We start from the raw sequence: 15,464 nt of genomic DNA, 5'->3' as shown, positions 1-15,464 counted from the left end.
ATTCAAAGCCTTGGCAAAATCACGCATCTTTTTCAATCTGCTTCTTCATCAATTACTGTACTACGATCAAGTATCAGTAAGTTGCGGAGTTGATCTGTATCTAATTCAGTTAACCATTCTTCGCCTGCTCCAACAACCTGTTCCGCTAGTTGTTTTTTACTTTCAATCATGTCGTGAATTTTCTCTTCTAAGGTGCCATTACAAACAAATTTATGCACCTGTACATTGCGAGTTTGACCAATGCGAAATACGCGGTCTGTAGCTTGATTCTCTACGGCTGGATTCCACCATCTATCAAAGTGAAATACATGATTTGCCCTGGTTAAGTTCAACCCTACACCACCTGCTTTGAGGGAGAGAATCATAATTGGTGGCCCTTGGGGGTCGTGTTGAAAACGGTCAATCATTTCTTCTCGTTGCTTTTTACTCGTACCACCATATAAGAAAAATATTTCCCGCCCTAGTTGTTTTTCTAAATGTGGTTTGAGTAACTTACCCCATTCTGCAAATTGGGTAAAAATCAAAGCACGTCCCGCACCGGCAACACCGTAAGTATTACTCTCTGCTAACACCTCTTCTAACATTTCTTCTAATCTTTGCAGTTTTCCAGAACTGTGTTGTTCTAATGTATTTATTTTCAGATATTGGGCTGGATGATTGCAGATTTGTTTGAGTTTAATTAATAAAGCTAAAATCATCCCTCGGCGTTGCAATCCTTCGGCTGATTCAATTTCTGCTAAAGATGTTTCTACCGCTTTTTGATAAAGTGCAGCTTGTTCTCCAGTCAAACCACAAAATACTGTCATTTCTTGCTTATCGGGCAAGTCTTGAATAATATCACGGTCTGTTTTCAGCCGACGCAGAATAAATGGTTGCACTAAAGCACGCAATTGATTTAAAGATGCTGCATCACCATACTTTTCAATTGGCATAGCAAAACGTCTTTGAAAGAATTGCTTATTACCTAAGTAACCAGGATTAAGAAAATCTAAAATTGACCAAAGTTCTTGTAGTCTATTTTCTACTGGTGTACCTGTTAAAGCAATACGAAATGTTGTTTCTAATTGTCTGACTGCTTGTGATTGTTTGGCTTCCGCATTCTTCACATTTTGGGCTTCATCTAAAACAATTATTTGCCAAGGAATACCCTGCAATGATTTGATATCTCTATGAATTAATGAGTAACTTGTAATAACTAAATCATGTTTTTTTACTGCTTCTTGAAATGCTTTACCTTTAGGACGTTTGTCACCATGATACTGGAGAACTTTAAGTGTAGGTGCAAATTTTCTCACCTCTCGTTCCCAGTTACCTAAAACAGAAGTAGGACACACTAGTAAAGTTGGTTTTTCTAATACATCCTGTTCTTTAAGATGGAGAAGGAAAGCAATGAACTGTATCGTTTTTCCCAGTCCCATGTCGTCGGCGAGACAAGCACCTAAACCCCAGCGTTCGAGGAACGCCAACCAAGCCGCACCCCTTTCTTGATAAGGACGTAACTGTCCTTGGAAGTTTTTCGGCGTAGGTAATGGTGCAACTGCTTGATTATTTGTCAGCGCCCCAATCAATTCTTGTAATGCGCCAGAGGCTTCAAAGCTGACTACTGGTAATTTCTCAATTACTTGTGTATCGCCACTACTTAGACGTAAGGCATCTTCTAAAGATAAGGCCATTTGGTCTTTACGCGCAGTAAAAAAGGCTTCAGCTGTTTTGATATCTTGGGGACGTAATTCCACCCACTCGCCGTTAATTTCTACCAATGGGCTTTTTAAAGCTACCAGTCTGTCAAATTCAGCTTTAGAAATAGTTTGCCCACCAATCGCTAAGTGCCATTGGAAATTGAGCAAACTCTGCAATCCTAAGCGTCCTGGTTTTTTCTTCGGCGTTTCGGCGGAGATTTTCAAACCCAAGCGATTTGCCCAGCCTTCACGATTCGCCAAACTAGGAGGTAAAATCACCCCTAAGCCGCTATCTTCAAATCGCCAAGCCACAGCCTTGATAAATTCATAAGCCTGCATGGGCTTGAGATGACAAAATTGGGGTGATTCTGTATCTAAAGTGGGGGCAATGACCGGATACAATCGAGAAGCTAACCCCAAACCTCGCAAAAACGTTTCCTGGGGTTCTTCAATCGTTCGCTGTTGATAAATTAGCTGTTCAACAGGATTTTGCCAAATAGTCGCCGCATCTACTAAAAATTCTGGATCATCGGCTGCTTGCAGGAAATACGCCAGCGTCCATTCAGTTTCGTCTGGTTCTGGAGAACGTAATTCAAAACAAGTGCGAAATTGATTTTTACTTGCTAGTTGATATTGTAGCGGCATCGTCCAAGCCTTGAGCGCCGCTTCCAGCCTTTCTAAACCAACAGCATCTGCATCAATTGAATTAGATGCAGCAATTAACGCTTGCAACCACTGTCGCACCGCCGATGGTAAAGATGCCATCAACCGAGTTTCCACCACAGGCTGATTCCCCACCATCTCCCGCAATTGCGTATCTATCGCACTATTGAGAAAACCCAAGATTAAATCCTGCGGCTGACTAGGAAAATCTATATATATAGGAGATTCCCCACTCCCAATTTCTTGATAAGTCCGACAAACCAAGGGCATCTTCGCAGCAAACTTTTCTAAACGAGTTCCATCTACGGCACTATCTAAAAGTACTTGCCATTTAGCACTTACAGAATTATTAGGTTGTCGTTGGATAATTGGGAGAAACTTAGACCTAGAAATTAAATCTAAACTCCAACGGGCAATTTGTGACCAGAAACGTAAATCTCCACCTAAAAAAGCATTCTCCCCACTAGTTATATTTAAAGGTAAAGAAGTTAGCAATTTAATTGCTGCACTAGGAGGAAGACAAAAACCTTCTACACGCCAAGTTTGTAAATAAACTTCAGAGTCTGACTCAGATGCTAAAGCGGCAGAATGCACAGGAGAAATTAAAATGGTTTCTTTTTTACGAGGTTGGGAAATTTCCGTTGGCAGGGCAATTATTTGTGAATGAGTTAATAAATTTATTTTTACAGAACTTGCTGCTTTGGAGGTTCGTTTTTCCAATTGTTGCGGTAACAACTTAGCGATCGCCTGATGTTGAGACTGCAACCACTCACTTAATTCCAGTGCAGACAGCGCCAAGGGATTGAGGGATATCTCCGCAAAATTAAAATCCACTTGTGGCGATCGCCAAGTTTCCCCCCAAATAAATAAACAACTCTCCTGCTCATTTAATATCCAACTACCGTGTAGAATTGCCATTTGTTAATTACTCAGACTTTACTTAAAGTAATAAATGTTTATTTTTGGACTATCAACTATATTTAGTGAAATAAATATCATCTAAAATAAATATATGTATATGTAACTATTTATATATATCAAATAACATTAATCATGAAATTACCTCTACATAAAATTCTCAAAAATGGTGCAACTGTAGAATTAGATTATATAAAACCTCAGGAATATGAAGATGTAAGAAGACTGCTCAATGTTGTCATTGATGAAGGTCAGACCTATCCACAAAAGCAACCATTATCACAACAAGAATTTGCAGCTTACTGGTTGAGTCAAGATGCCTTTGTTATTAGGTTATCTGGTGAGGATGGTACACAAAAACCACAAACAATATTAGGGTCATTTTATATCAAACCAAACTTTCCGGGACGATGCAGTCATATCTGCAACGCTGGTTTTATTGTACAACCAGGATTGCGGGGTCAGGGCATAGGTAAGTTCATGGGAGAATCTATGCTCTTGGTAGCAGCCCAATTAGGCTACGAGGCAGTAATGTTTAATTTGGTCTTTGAAACTAATATACCTTCAATCACTCTATGGCAATCCTTAGGTTTTGATATCATTGGAAGCGTTCCCGATGCGGCAAAGCTGGCTGATGGAAAGGTAGTCAAGGCGCTGATTATGTATCGTGCTTTAGGGGTATAGGGGGAAAGAGTAAAACTAAATTCTTCCCTTACACCCTCACAAAATCCCGATGTTGCTCTTTGTATGTAACAGAAGCCAGCCATAGGGCATAAATGTTAGGATTGCCACAGAGAGAGAATAGCGTGCATAGAAGGAAAAAAAGCTGAATGGCAGAATTTGAGAAGTCAATATCCTTCGATGGAAGGGATATTCGACTGAAAGTAGGCCTACTAGCACCCCAAGCTGGTGGGTCGGTTTTGATAGAATCAGGGGATACAGCTGTTTTAGTCACAGCTACGCGATCGCCAGGTAGAGAAGGCATTGATTTCCTTCCCCTGACAGTAGACTATGAAGAAAGACTATATGCGGCTGGTAGAATCCCCGGTGGGATTATGCGCCGAGAAGGCCGTCCCCCAGAAAAAACAATTCTCACCAGCCGTCTCATAGATCGTCCCCTGCGTCCTTTGTTCCCTTCATGGTTGCGGGATGACTTGCAAGTTGTCGCCTTAACAATGTCGATGGACGAGCAAGTACCACCCGACGTGCTAGCGGTAACAGGTGCTTCCATTGCTACTCTCATTGCCAAAATCCCCTTTAACGGGCCAATGGCAGCAGTGAGGGTAGGGTTAGTGGGCGATGATTTCATTATTAACCCCACCTATGCAGAAATCGAAGCCGGAGACTTGGATCTGGTAGTCGCAGGTTCACCTCACGGTGTGATTATGGTGGAAGCAGGGGCTAATCAATTACCAGAGCGAGATATTATCGAGGCGATTGATTTTGGTTATGAGGCTGTGCGCGACTTAATTAAAGCGCAGCTAGACCTAGTAGCCGAACTCGGTCTAGAAATTGTCCAAGAAGCACCGCCAGAGGTAGACCAAACTCTGGAAAATTATATCCGTGATCGCGCTAGCGACGAAATTAAGAAAATTCTGGCTCAATTTGAACTAACCAAACCCGAACGCGATGCCGCGTTGGACGTTGTTAAAGATAATATTGCCACAGCGATCGCCGAACTCCCAGAGGAAGACCCAATTCGTTTAGCTGCAACTGCCAACAGCAAAGCCCTGGGCAACACTTTTAAAGACATCACTAAATACTTCATGCGCCGTCAAATCGTCGAAGATAACGTGCGTGTGGATGGTCGGAAACTTGATCAAGTGCGTCCGGTTTCTTCCCAAGTTGGTGTCTTACCAAAACGTGTCCACGGTAGCGGTTTATTTAACCGAGGGCTGACTCAGGTATTATCAGCTTGTACTTTGGGTACTCCTGGTGATGCCCAAAACCTCAATGATGACCTGCAAACAGACCAATCGAAACGCTACCTCCATCATTACAACTTCCCGCCTTTCTCCGTCGGGGAAACTAAACCCTTACGCGCCCCTGGTAGACGGGAAATTGGTCACGGTGCATTAGCAGAGAGAGCCATCTTACCTGTGCTGCCACCAAAAGAGCAATTCCCTTACGTGATTCGCGTCGTCTCGGAAGTGCTTTCCTCCAACGGTTCCACCTCAATGGGTTCAGTTTGTGGTTCCACCTTGGCATTAATGGATGCCGGTGTACCCATTCTCAAACCCGTGAGTGGTGCAGCAATGGGTTTGATTAAAGAAGGTGATGAAGTCCGAGTCCTGACAGATATTCAGGGCATCGAAGACTTTTTAGGTGATATGGACTTTAAAGTCGCTGGTACCGATGCAGGGATTACCGCCTTGCAAATGGACATGAAAATCTCTGGTTTGTCTTTGGAGGTTATTGCCCAAGCCATTCACCAAGCAAAAGATGCTAGGCTGCATATTTTGGACAAAATGCTCCAAACTATCGACCAACCACGCACTGAAACCTCACCTTATGCCCCACGCCTGTTGACTATCAAGATTGATCCAGACATGATCGGTCTAGTCATTGGCCCCGGCGGTAAGACAATTAAGGGCATCACCGAAGAAACTGGTGCAAAAATCGACATTGAAGACGATGGCACAGTGACAATTTCTGCGGTTGATGAAAACAAGGCGAAAAGAGCGCGTAATATTGTCCAAGGCATGACTCGCAAACTCAACGAAGGCGATGTCTATGCCGGACGTGTGACTCGGATTATTCCCATTGGTGCTTTTGTGGAATTTCTCCCTGGAAAAGAAGGGATGATTCACATTTCCCAATTAGCTGATTACCGTGTCGGCAAAGTTGAAGATGAAGTAGCTGTTGGCGATGAAGTAATTGTCAAAGTGCGCGAAATTGACAATAAGGGACGGATTAATCTCACACGCTTGGGTATACACCCAGATCAAGCAGCTGCGGCGCGGGAAGCTGCGGCGGTGAATCGTTAAATCGATTGGGGATTTTAGATCATATCTAAAATCCGCGATGCCTCTTTACGTAGGCATCGCCGTAAAGTTTTTCATGATTGTGAATAATCCCAAGTAGAGACGTTGCATGAAACGTCTCTACTGAACCGTATTGGGTCATAGACAATAGGTAATTGTTTTTTACCATGACCTATTACCTATTACCATAAGTTTCGATATACTCATTTTGTCAGTTTGTCGATTTGAGCGAAGTTTGGTAAATAAAAGAAATAGCTTACATAGTTAAGCTTGTGCTTTTGTTCCATACTTAACACCAAGCATTGTGAGTGCTAAACCTTTGCCAGAAACTACTGCCCATGTCAAAATCATTCGCCAATCCTGGCAACACGGCTTCCTAGAAGGTGAAGTGAGTGCTGGTGATTTTGAGTGGCATTTCCAGTGGCATTTTCGTCGGGGAGAACTGCTGGTAAAGCCTTCCCAAGGACGCGCTTTAATCAAAGAACCCCTCGGTCGCTTCTTGGAACAGCAAGATTATCAACTAGAACCAGGAGGAGACTATGCTTTTAAGATCCGCGCACAATTGTGAAAATTAGGCAGGAGACAGGAGGAGAAAATATATTAACCATTAACCGATTCTGTGAGGCGATTTAGGTATCTTTCGATTAAGAGGATAGCCACAATATCATCTATTGGGCGTGGAGGTTGACGCATTCCGTGGGGTAGTAGCTTGGTTAGTCCTTTAGGAGGATACATCTGCCAATAGCGATCGCGTGCCTCTAAGGTACTATAACGCTCGTCTACTAAGACAATATTTAATGCTTCAGCTAATTCTTGCTGTAGTTGCTGTTTCCAGCGTTTGGCTGTGGTCTGATTGCCCATAACTAGCATGGAAATGGGAAACTGTTGTCTTAGGGTATTAATGATGGCGATCGCATCTGCGGAAGCGACTACTTGATGATAGTATAGTTGCCGATCCAATCCCATCACCGCTAAACCACATTTATCTTTACCTGGGTCAAAACCTAAAATAACTGGTTGTGTGGGAGAAAATGCACTTAAAGTCATAATAAGTCCAAAAATAATTATTCAGAATACAAATAAATCTCGATAAATATATTTATTGATTAATTAAATATTTTTAATATAGCTGTTGCCAGTAGTGTTAGGACATCAATAAGATGATACGACCTAGACACAAAAAGACTTTTCACCCAGTCCCCAGTCCCCAGCTATATATTTCTAGTATTTTAATTACACAACTCTCTCGTTACCCTTAATCCTTGGCAGTTATTTAATATTTTGAATTGCTCACTCCCTAATTTTTTCATTTAAGTACTCAAAATAACTTTGCCATTTTGGATTGCTACCAATCGCACTCTCAATGGCCCTGCTGTATAAGTATCTTCAGCAGCGATCGCTTTAATTTCTATTGGTTGATCTAACTGACGCAACAAGGAAACGAAGCGCAGAAAAGTACCATCTATTTGCACACCTTCAACAATTCCCGCATTCCTAGCACGAAATTGGGAAGCGGAAATTAATAAATCTAACCGTTGTCGTAATTGATAAGAGGTCATACTACGAGGATCGGCTGTAGTTGTAGCCAAAACTTCACTTCCAGAAAATACCAGCACATTTCTAGCTGTATCAGCAAAAAATTCTATCTGGTTTTCTCCTCTGACGTAATTACCAGCTGAGAATATTCTGACTACATATTCTCGACCATCATTAATTTGCTGAATCAGCTGCTCAATTCTATCTGGGGTAATACGTAGTAGTTCTATATTTGCCGAGTTTGACCCAGGTTCGCTTAATTCTAAACTGGCGTTGCGGTTAGCTTCTTGCAGTAGTTGGATAATTATCTGACGTGTAGCCGCTACCTGATTAGTCCGAATAACAGCAGAGGCCAAAACTTGACCGCGAACTAATGCTAGTTTGCCTAAACGTAAGTCGCGGTATGACTGGTAATATTTCTCCAGCCGCGCCACTTCCTGCTCTAAATAGTCCTGTTGTGTTTCTAATTCTTTGAGCCGTGACTCTCGTTTGGCAATTACCTCTTCTCGCTGTGCAATTTCCAAGTTACGATTTTGAATTATTTTATCTAGTTGGGAAATTTTCTGGTCGCGCTGTTGTAGTGCTTGTTGACGGTTAGCTAGTTCTCTGTCCCGTTGTTCTATCGCTTGTTGACGGTTAGCTAGTTCTCTGTCCCGTTGTTCTATGGCTTTTTTAGCTTCAGCATATAACCTGCGGCGTTCTGTCTTGAGTTGTTCCACTGCCCCTTGTAAGGCTTTTCTTTGATTGTAAACGCTTTGCAGTTCAGCGATCGCTTTTTGATATTGTGTAACTACTTGTCCCAGTCGGCTTTGGGTGCGCTGGTATTGTGCTTGGGTTTGCGCTAAATCTTGCTGTGCTTTTAATTTTTCTTTTTTGGCTTGGTCGCGCTGAGTTTCTACCTGTTTTTTATCTGTTCTGGTGGTTTCTAGCTCTTGATTAACTTTATTACGTTCAATTTCCACCTGAGTTTTTTGCTCTTCTGCGACTTTGAGCTGTTCTCGTTTTTGCCTGAGGTCTTTTTGAATATCTTCTAACTCGAAAACCCCTTTACGTAGTCCTTCGTCAGCAATGAATAAGATTGCCAAGGTAGTTGCTGAAACTAGTCCTCCTGTCAAAATTGTCACCAGTACAGCCGTGTTTTTGGGGCGTAGATTAAACAGAGAGAGGCGTGCTTTGCCAACTCTTGTGCCGATGCGATCGCCAACAGTGGCAATTACACCTCCCAAAATTAAAATTGCTGCTATGAGGATGTACCCAGTGGTCATCTTCAGCTACCCAATTGAGTCCAGATACAGCCTACTACTTTCAATCATTCTTTGTGGAGGATGGGAGGGTGGGAATAGCTGAAGTTACTCAAGATTTTCGATTTACTTCTAACTATGGGTGTCATTGAGAAAAATATAACACGTACCACCTCTGATGGTTCCAATTGTTTAAAGAGTGCAGAAGGCAAGAGCCAGAATTTCAGTATGGGTTCACCGTCACTTTGAGTTAAATAAACGGATTGAAGAAACCAACTAAATCTATAATGAGTAGGATTTAGCCTGTGCTAATAGTTAGCCACATTCTGAATTCTGACTCCTGCTATTCTTCTTTAAGTGAACTGTCTGCTGAGAGTCACAGGTTTATGCACAGTAATCTTCTTTTTGTGGATGGAAATCATCTTTTTCTCCCGCAAATCCCCTAGTAGCCTAGTAACAGTAACGCGAGTAGAGCCAATTGCTTCGGCGATCGCCTGATGAGATAACTTTAAATCAATTGTGATTCCATCTGCACAAGGAACACCAAAATCACGACAGAGAATTAACAGAAAACTCACCAATCTCGAACCCATATCTCGGTGCGCTAAGGTTTCAATCATCATCTCTGTTTGTAGAATCCGCGAAGACAGACCCCGCAGCATCAACATCGATAATTCAGGATTTTCCTTCAGTGCTTGCTCCACTTGTTCAATTGGTGCAGAAAGCAATTCTACTGGAGTAAATGCCACCGCATGGTAAAACCTATCCGACTTGTTTCCTGTCAACAAAGACAGGACACCAAAAACGCTATTTTCCCGTAGTAGTGCTACTGTAATCTCTTCTCCTGCCTCGTACACCCTGGAAAGTTTCACAGCCCCTTTCAAAAGAAAGTAGACTCGTTCGGCAGGATCGCCAGGAAAAAAGATCGTTTTATTGCGTTCAAACGTTTCGACAACAGGAGGAAAAGCTCCGGTTGCCATCTGACGAAAAACATTTGCTAGGGCCTTATCTTGTGTCACGATCATCTCCCTTCCCCTACCCAATGCCGGAATAACAAAAAACTAAAAACTAATTACCTAAGAATACACCTGAAAAATCAATAAAGCACCGTTAACCTTTCTGTACTTTCCTATACTCAAACGTACAACTTTATGGTTATTTGTTCATAATGATACCCAACTTTTGCTATTTTTAGCTAGCAGTTCTTGATAGATACTTCTACTTTCTCTAACCATCAGGTTTTTTGCAGAAAAAATTAAGTAATCTTGAAAATATCTTAAGAAATAACAAACATTTTATTCTAAAAAACGCCCTTAATAATCATCATTTTTGCTAACCATGTATAAAACAAAGATAAAGGGTTTGGATAAGGGTGTAGGGGTATAGGGGTATAGGGGTATAGGGGTATAGATTGCCTAAGTCCTATCTTGGTTCAGGCAGGCTGTTCTTGAGTAAGGGGGAAAAGAAAAATTCTGAACCTCTTTCCTCCCTGGCCTACCTTGCCTCTCTTGCTCTCCTCCTGTCCCCTAGACATTCTTTCGAGTTAAACAGCAAGAAAATTCCCAACATAGCTTGATTACCTCTTCTACTGGGTAGTGATTTCTGTCAAGCTGTACAAATGAATCGATCACATTAATGACAACAAAAATCTCTATGCTGAATCTGACTGGAAAAAATGCCTTGGTTACAGGTATCGCCAATAATCGTTCCATTGCCTGGGGAATTGCCCAACAACTGCACGCAGCCGGAGCTAACCTTGGTATTACTTATCTACCAGATGAACGTGGCAAATTTGAGAAGAAAGTTTCAGAACTCGTAGAACCCCTTAACCCCAGCTTATTCTTGCCTTGTAATGTTCAAAATGATGAACAAATTCAGTCTACTTTTGATACCATCCGCGATAAATGGGGCAGGTTAGATATTCTGATTCATTGTCTAGCCTTTGCTAACAGAGATGATTTGACTGGAGATTTTAGCCAAACATCTCGTGCTGGTTTTGCCACGGCTTTAGATATCAGCACTTTTTCACTGGTGCAGTTAAGTGGTGCGGCTAAACCCCTAATGACTGAAGGCGGTAGTATTATTACTTTGTCATATTTGGGTGGTGTTAGAGCTGTTCCTAACTACAACGTTATGGGAGTAGCCAAAGCCGGATTAGAAGCTAGTGTACGTTATCTAGCATCTGAACTCGGCTCTCAAAATATTCGCGTTAACGCCATCTCTGCTGGCCCCATCCGCACCTTGGCTTCTAGTGCCGTTGGTGGCATTTTAGATATGATTCATCATGTGGAGCAAGTAGCCCCCTTACGTCGGACTGTGACTCAGCTAGAAGTGGGCAATACAGCCGCTTTCTTGGCTAGTGATTTAGCTAGCGGTATTACTGGTCAAGTCCTGTACGTAGATGCAGGATACGAAATCATGGGGATGTAATAAAATCTGGGTACTGGGTATTAGGGATTGGGGATTAGGTATGAGGAACAAACAAGGTGGAAAAAGAATGATTTTTTCACCACTTTTTCCTTATATGCCCAGTCCCCAATCCCCGATCCCCAATCCCTAATCCCTAGCCTCTATGCAAATCAGCGATTATCCCCAACTTAATTTGTCCTCAGTTCCTCGGATTGCTTCAGTGCATCGCATCACTGGGGAAACAAATGTACAAGTTACTGTCAATTTGGATGGTACGGGAATTTGTAAGGCAGCTACTGGCATTCCCTTTTTAGATCATATGCTGCATCAAATTTCCTCCCACGGCTTGATTGATTTGGATGTCCAAGCCAAAGGAGATTGGGAAATTGATGACCACCACACAAATGAAGATGTGGGTATTACTTTAGGTCAAGCTTTGGCTAAGGCATTAGGCGACAGAAAAGGTATAGTCCGCTTTGGTAATTTCCTAGCACCTTTAGACGAAGCTTTAGTACAGGTAGCATTGGATTTTTCTGGTCGTCCTCACCTCAGCTATGGCTTACAAATTCCTACGGAACGTGTGGGAACTTATGACACCCAATTAGTTAGAGAATTTTTTGTGGCATTAGTCAACCATAGCCAAATGACTCTGCACATTCGCCAATTAGATGGCATTAATTCCCATCACATTATTGAGGCGACCTTCAAAGCCTTTGCCAGAGCAGCCAGAATGGCTATAGAAGTCGATCCTCGCCGCGCTGGGACGATTCCTAGCTCTAAGGGGGTTTTGTAAACAGCAGGGGGCAGGGAGCAGGGGCAGGGAGCAGAAATCCCCAATCCCCAGTCACCAGTCCCCAATCCCCAGTCCCCAATCCCCAAAATTCGCAACAATTAACAAACCAGTAGCGATCGCGCTGATCTTCTTGGGTACTTTATAACCAATGCTGCGTAATCACTAGTATTTGTTAATTAACACCCAATGCAGTCTTTTACAGACACCCCGGATTTTCAATTAACTACCAAAAATACCCCGTCGGTAGTGATGACTTCTGATTTGCGAAAAGTTTATCGCACCGGCTTTTGGATGAATCAAAAAGTTGTTTCCCTCAAGGGCTGTTCTTTAACGGTTTACCAGGGGGAAACTTTTGGTTTACTGGGGCCGAATGGTGCAGGTAAAACTACTTTGTTAAAGCTATTGTTGGGAATTATCCGTCCAAGCGGTGGAAAAGGGTTATTGTTGGGTCAGCCATTAGGCGATCGCCATATCAAGCAACGTGTTGGTTATTTGAGTGAAAATCCTTACTTGTATGAATATCTTACTGGTTGGGAGTTTTTAGAGTTAGCGGCTGGTTTGTTTGAAATTCCTGCCAGTGTGCAACGTCAACGCATTCCTGAATTATTGGATTTGGTGGGTTTATCTGTAGCTGATGCCCAAAAAAAACAGATGCGCCGCTATTCCAAAGGAATGCTACAGCGTGTTGGCATGGCTCAGGCACTAATTAACGATCCAGAATTAATATTTTTGGACGAACCCATGTCTGGTTTAGATCCTTTGGGACGCTACCGGATGCGGGAAATTATCTTGTCGCTGAAAGCCGCAGGTAAGACGATTTTCTTCAATAGCCATATTCTCAGTGAAGTGGAGAAAATATGCGATCGCATTGCCATTCTTTCACAAGGTGAATTAGTTTGCTCTGGTTCTCTGGATGAACTACTGGGTAGTCAGAACACATATCATGTTCAAGGTCAAAATGGTGATTGGGAAATTCTCAAAAAATGGCTGGCAAATTTAGTATATGAACCTGATGGTTATTGGCAAGGCACACTGCAAGAAGATTATTATGATTTCCTAGCTAGCGTGCGTCTAATGGGTGGGCGAATTATTTCTATGAATTTATCTCGTCAATCTTTAGAAGAATTTTTTATCAACCAGATTCAAAAACAAGACACATCTTTGCATGAAGTAATTGATCAATCAGAAGTATAGCCGTAGCTAGACAGACTAGGACATCAAGCTAAGATAAAACCTGGACAACACAATGATTTCAAGTCTGTCAACAGCTATATCTCAGCAAAAATACTAATGTGAAAATTATATTCACAGATGTTGTTTAGTAAAATCAGGCAACTTTTACTGTAACTTTACTAAAAATTCAAACTTGGGAAAAAATATTTGACCGGATTAAGATAGTTTTTCTAGGAAAATGAGAATTGTCGGGAAACTTCAATACTTAAGTATAGTCAAGATTAAAATGTTTAGACAATACTTTACCGATGGTAGTCTCAGAGTTTAAAAAATATGCTTAACACAGGTTCGCTGAAATTTCTATCACAGCCAGCTGTGGGTGCAGCTTTGCTAACTGCTGCTCATCTCGTTGTGCCGTTTGCCAGCGTAGCTCAGGGACAACAAGTATTTCCTAATTCGCAAACAGTACCCCCTACTAACCAACGAGTATCACCACCAGTACAAGTAGATACAAAATACTTGTTGGGAGGCGGCGATCTAATTCGTGTAAATGTATTTGAAGTTCCCGAATATGGTGGTGAATATCAAATTCCTCCAGGTGGAGCTATCAACTTACCTTTAATCGGCAGTGTTTCTGTTCAGGGGTTCACGACAGAACAAGCAGCTGATGTGATCACTGACAGATATCGCAGGTTTCTGAAACGTCCCCAGATTTCTGTAAATCTTTTATCCCCTCGCCCCATCAATATCTTAGTTGCTGGGGAGGTCACACGCCCAGGCTCTTACACTTTGAGCTTGCAAGGCGGTGCAGGTAATAATCCAGGGGTACAATATCCCACTGTCTTGGCTGCACTCACCACAGCCCAGGGTGTTACCTTAGCAGCAGATGTCACTCAAGTGAAGCTGAGACGTAAAACCAGCAATTCTACTGAGCAAATCGTGAGTCTAAATTTGAAGGAACTCATCCAAACTGGTAGCTCTTCACAAGATATTACTTTAAGGGATGGAGACGTTATAGTCGTGCCAACTGCTACTAGCTTCAACGTAGCAGAAGCACGTAATCTATTTGCTGCTAACTTTGCTGCTAGCCAAACAGCACCCCGCACAGTAGCCATTATTGGTCAAGTCAATCGTCCTGGCTCATATCTTGTGAGTGCGGGTGCGACAGAAGCTCAGGCTGGTGGCGCTGGGGCTAGTGGTAGTGGTTTACCTACGGTGACACGAGCAATTCAATTAGCTGGCGGTATTACTTCCCAAGCAGATGTTACCAAGATCAAATTACGCCGACCGACAAGGACTACAGGGGAACAAACGATAGACCTCAATCTTTTGGAACTATTGCGGACTGGTGATGTTAATCAAGACGTAATTGTCCAAGATGGAGACACAATTGTGATTCCTACTGCTACTGAGGTTAATCCAGCACTAGCGACGGAATTAGCAACTACTACTTTGTCTCCTAATACAATTCAGGTTGGTGTGGTAGGTGAAGTTAAACGCCCAGGAGCCGTAGACATTAGACCAAATAGCTCCTTAAACCAAGCACTACTCGCGGCTGGTGGATTTAATGACGCTAGAGCGCGTAGCGCCAGTGTAGAGTTGATGCGTCTTAACCCCAATGGTTCAGTGACTAAGCGTGAGATCAAAGTTGATTTCAACCAAGGAATTAACGAAGAGACTAATCCCATACTCCGGAACAACGATATTGTGGTGGTTGGTCGCTCAGGTCTAGCCAGGACTAGTGATAGCGTCGGCTTGATATCGGGGCCTTTAGGTACGTTCTTGGGTGTAGTTAGACTGATATTTGGTTTTTAACACAAGCTGTAAACTGGGGGCGTTGTCAAATTTGTCTGTCCCCAGATTTTTTTGTTGAACCAAATTAGGCGATAGTGCGATCGCCATTTATTTTTTAATATTAAATAAATATTAATTATTTACCTTTGTTTAATCTTGATTGGTAGCGAGTTATAGCTAATAGGCTGCCGTAGTGAGCGTTAGCTAAAAGGTAATTGTGTTTTGCCATTACCAATTACCCATGACCCATTACCAACCCCCACAGATATTACAA

General features: G+C 42.4%; 11 protein-coding genes. 7 read left to right on the top strand and 4 right to left on the bottom strand.

Annotated elements, in window-relative coordinates; translation table 11 throughout:
• Window positions 1-32 precede the first annotated feature (32 nt).
• A complete protein-coding gene (locus tag ACN222_RS21975) occupies window positions 33-3,260 on the bottom strand; it encodes a DEAD/DEAH box helicase (RefSeq protein WP_010998535.1) in 3,228 nt (1,075 codons plus the stop codon).
• Window positions 3,261-3,395: 135 nt separating this feature from the next.
• Here ACN222_RS21975 and ACN222_RS21970 point away from each other — a divergent pair, with 135 nt between their 5' ends.
• From ACN222_RS21970 to ACN222_RS21960, 3 genes are all read left to right on the top strand, one after another.
• Window positions 3,396-3,944 carry a GNAT family N-acetyltransferase gene (locus tag ACN222_RS21970; protein ID WP_010998534.1) on the top strand — a complete coding sequence of 183 codons (549 nt, stop codon included), beginning with the start codon at window positions 3,396-3,398 and terminating at the stop codon, window positions 3,942-3,944.
• A 146-nt stretch (window positions 3,945-4,090) separates the two neighbouring features.
• Window positions 4,091-6,247, top strand: coding sequence for a polyribonucleotide nucleotidyltransferase (locus tag ACN222_RS21965; protein ID WP_010998533.1), 2,157 nt, complete (start codon window positions 4,091-4,093; stop codon window positions 6,245-6,247).
• Window positions 6,248-6,548: 301 nt separating this feature from the next.
• On the top strand, window positions 6,549-6,812 hold the full coding sequence (locus ACN222_RS21960; protein ID WP_010998532.1) for a DUF3146 family protein: 264 nt from the start codon (window positions 6,549-6,551) through the stop codon (window positions 6,810-6,812).
• Between the two features lie 32 nt (window positions 6,813-6,844).
• Here ACN222_RS21960 and ACN222_RS21955 read toward each other — a convergent pair whose 3' ends face one another.
• The 3 genes from ACN222_RS21955 to ntcA form a co-directional block, all read right to left on the bottom strand.
• Window positions 6,845-7,291 (bottom strand): pre-16S rRNA-processing nuclease YqgF, encoded by a 447-nt coding sequence (locus ACN222_RS21955; RefSeq protein WP_010998531.1) that lies wholly within the window; start codon window positions 7,289-7,291, stop codon window positions 6,845-6,847.
• A gap of 263 nt (window positions 7,292-7,554) precedes the next feature.
• Window positions 7,555-9,045, bottom strand: coding sequence for a DUF3084 domain-containing protein (locus ACN222_RS21950; protein WP_010998530.1), 1,491 nt, complete (start codon window positions 9,043-9,045; stop codon window positions 7,555-7,557).
• Window positions 9,046-9,374: 329 nt separating this feature from the next.
• Window positions 9,375-10,046, bottom strand: a complete 672-nt coding sequence (ntcA, locus tag ACN222_RS21945) for a global nitrogen regulator NtcA (RefSeq protein WP_010998529.1) — start codon at window positions 10,044-10,046, stop codon at window positions 9,375-9,377.
• 628 nt (window positions 10,047-10,674) lie between these two features.
• Between ntcA and fabI the strand changes: the two genes are divergently transcribed.
• The 4 genes from fabI (at window position 10,675) to ACN222_RS21925 (ending at window position 15,211) form a co-directional block, all read left to right on the top strand.
• Window positions 10,675-11,451 carry an enoyl-ACP reductase FabI gene (gene fabI / locus ACN222_RS21940; RefSeq protein WP_041456288.1) on the top strand — a complete coding sequence of 259 codons (777 nt, stop codon included), beginning with the start codon at window positions 10,675-10,677 and terminating at the stop codon, window positions 11,449-11,451.
• A 142-nt stretch (window positions 11,452-11,593) separates the two neighbouring features.
• Window positions 11,594-12,223 carry an imidazoleglycerol-phosphate dehydratase HisB gene (gene hisB / locus ACN222_RS21935; RefSeq protein WP_010998527.1) on the top strand — a complete coding sequence of 210 codons (630 nt, stop codon included), beginning with the start codon at window positions 11,594-11,596 and terminating at the stop codon, window positions 12,221-12,223.
• 186 nt (window positions 12,224-12,409) lie between these two features.
• Window positions 12,410-13,417: an ABC transporter ATP-binding protein gene (locus ACN222_RS21930; protein ID WP_010998526.1), complete on the top strand. Its 1,008-nt coding sequence runs from the start codon at window positions 12,410-12,412 to the stop codon at window positions 13,415-13,417.
• A 312-nt stretch (window positions 13,418-13,729) separates the two neighbouring features.
• Window positions 13,730-15,211: a polysaccharide biosynthesis/export family protein gene (locus ACN222_RS21925; RefSeq protein ID WP_010998525.1), complete on the top strand. Its 1,482-nt coding sequence runs from the start codon at window positions 13,730-13,732 to the stop codon at window positions 15,209-15,211.
• The last annotated feature ends 253 nt before the right edge of the window (window positions 15,212-15,464 follow it).

The sequence above is a fragment of the Anabaena sp. FACHB-595 genome (genome assembly GCF_048568275.1).
Lineage (GTDB): Bacteria > Cyanobacteriota > Cyanobacteriia > Cyanobacteriales > Nostocaceae > Trichormus.
The sequence above is the reverse complement of the archived record's forward strand: the minus strand, read 5'-3'. Positions and strand labels throughout refer to the sequence as shown.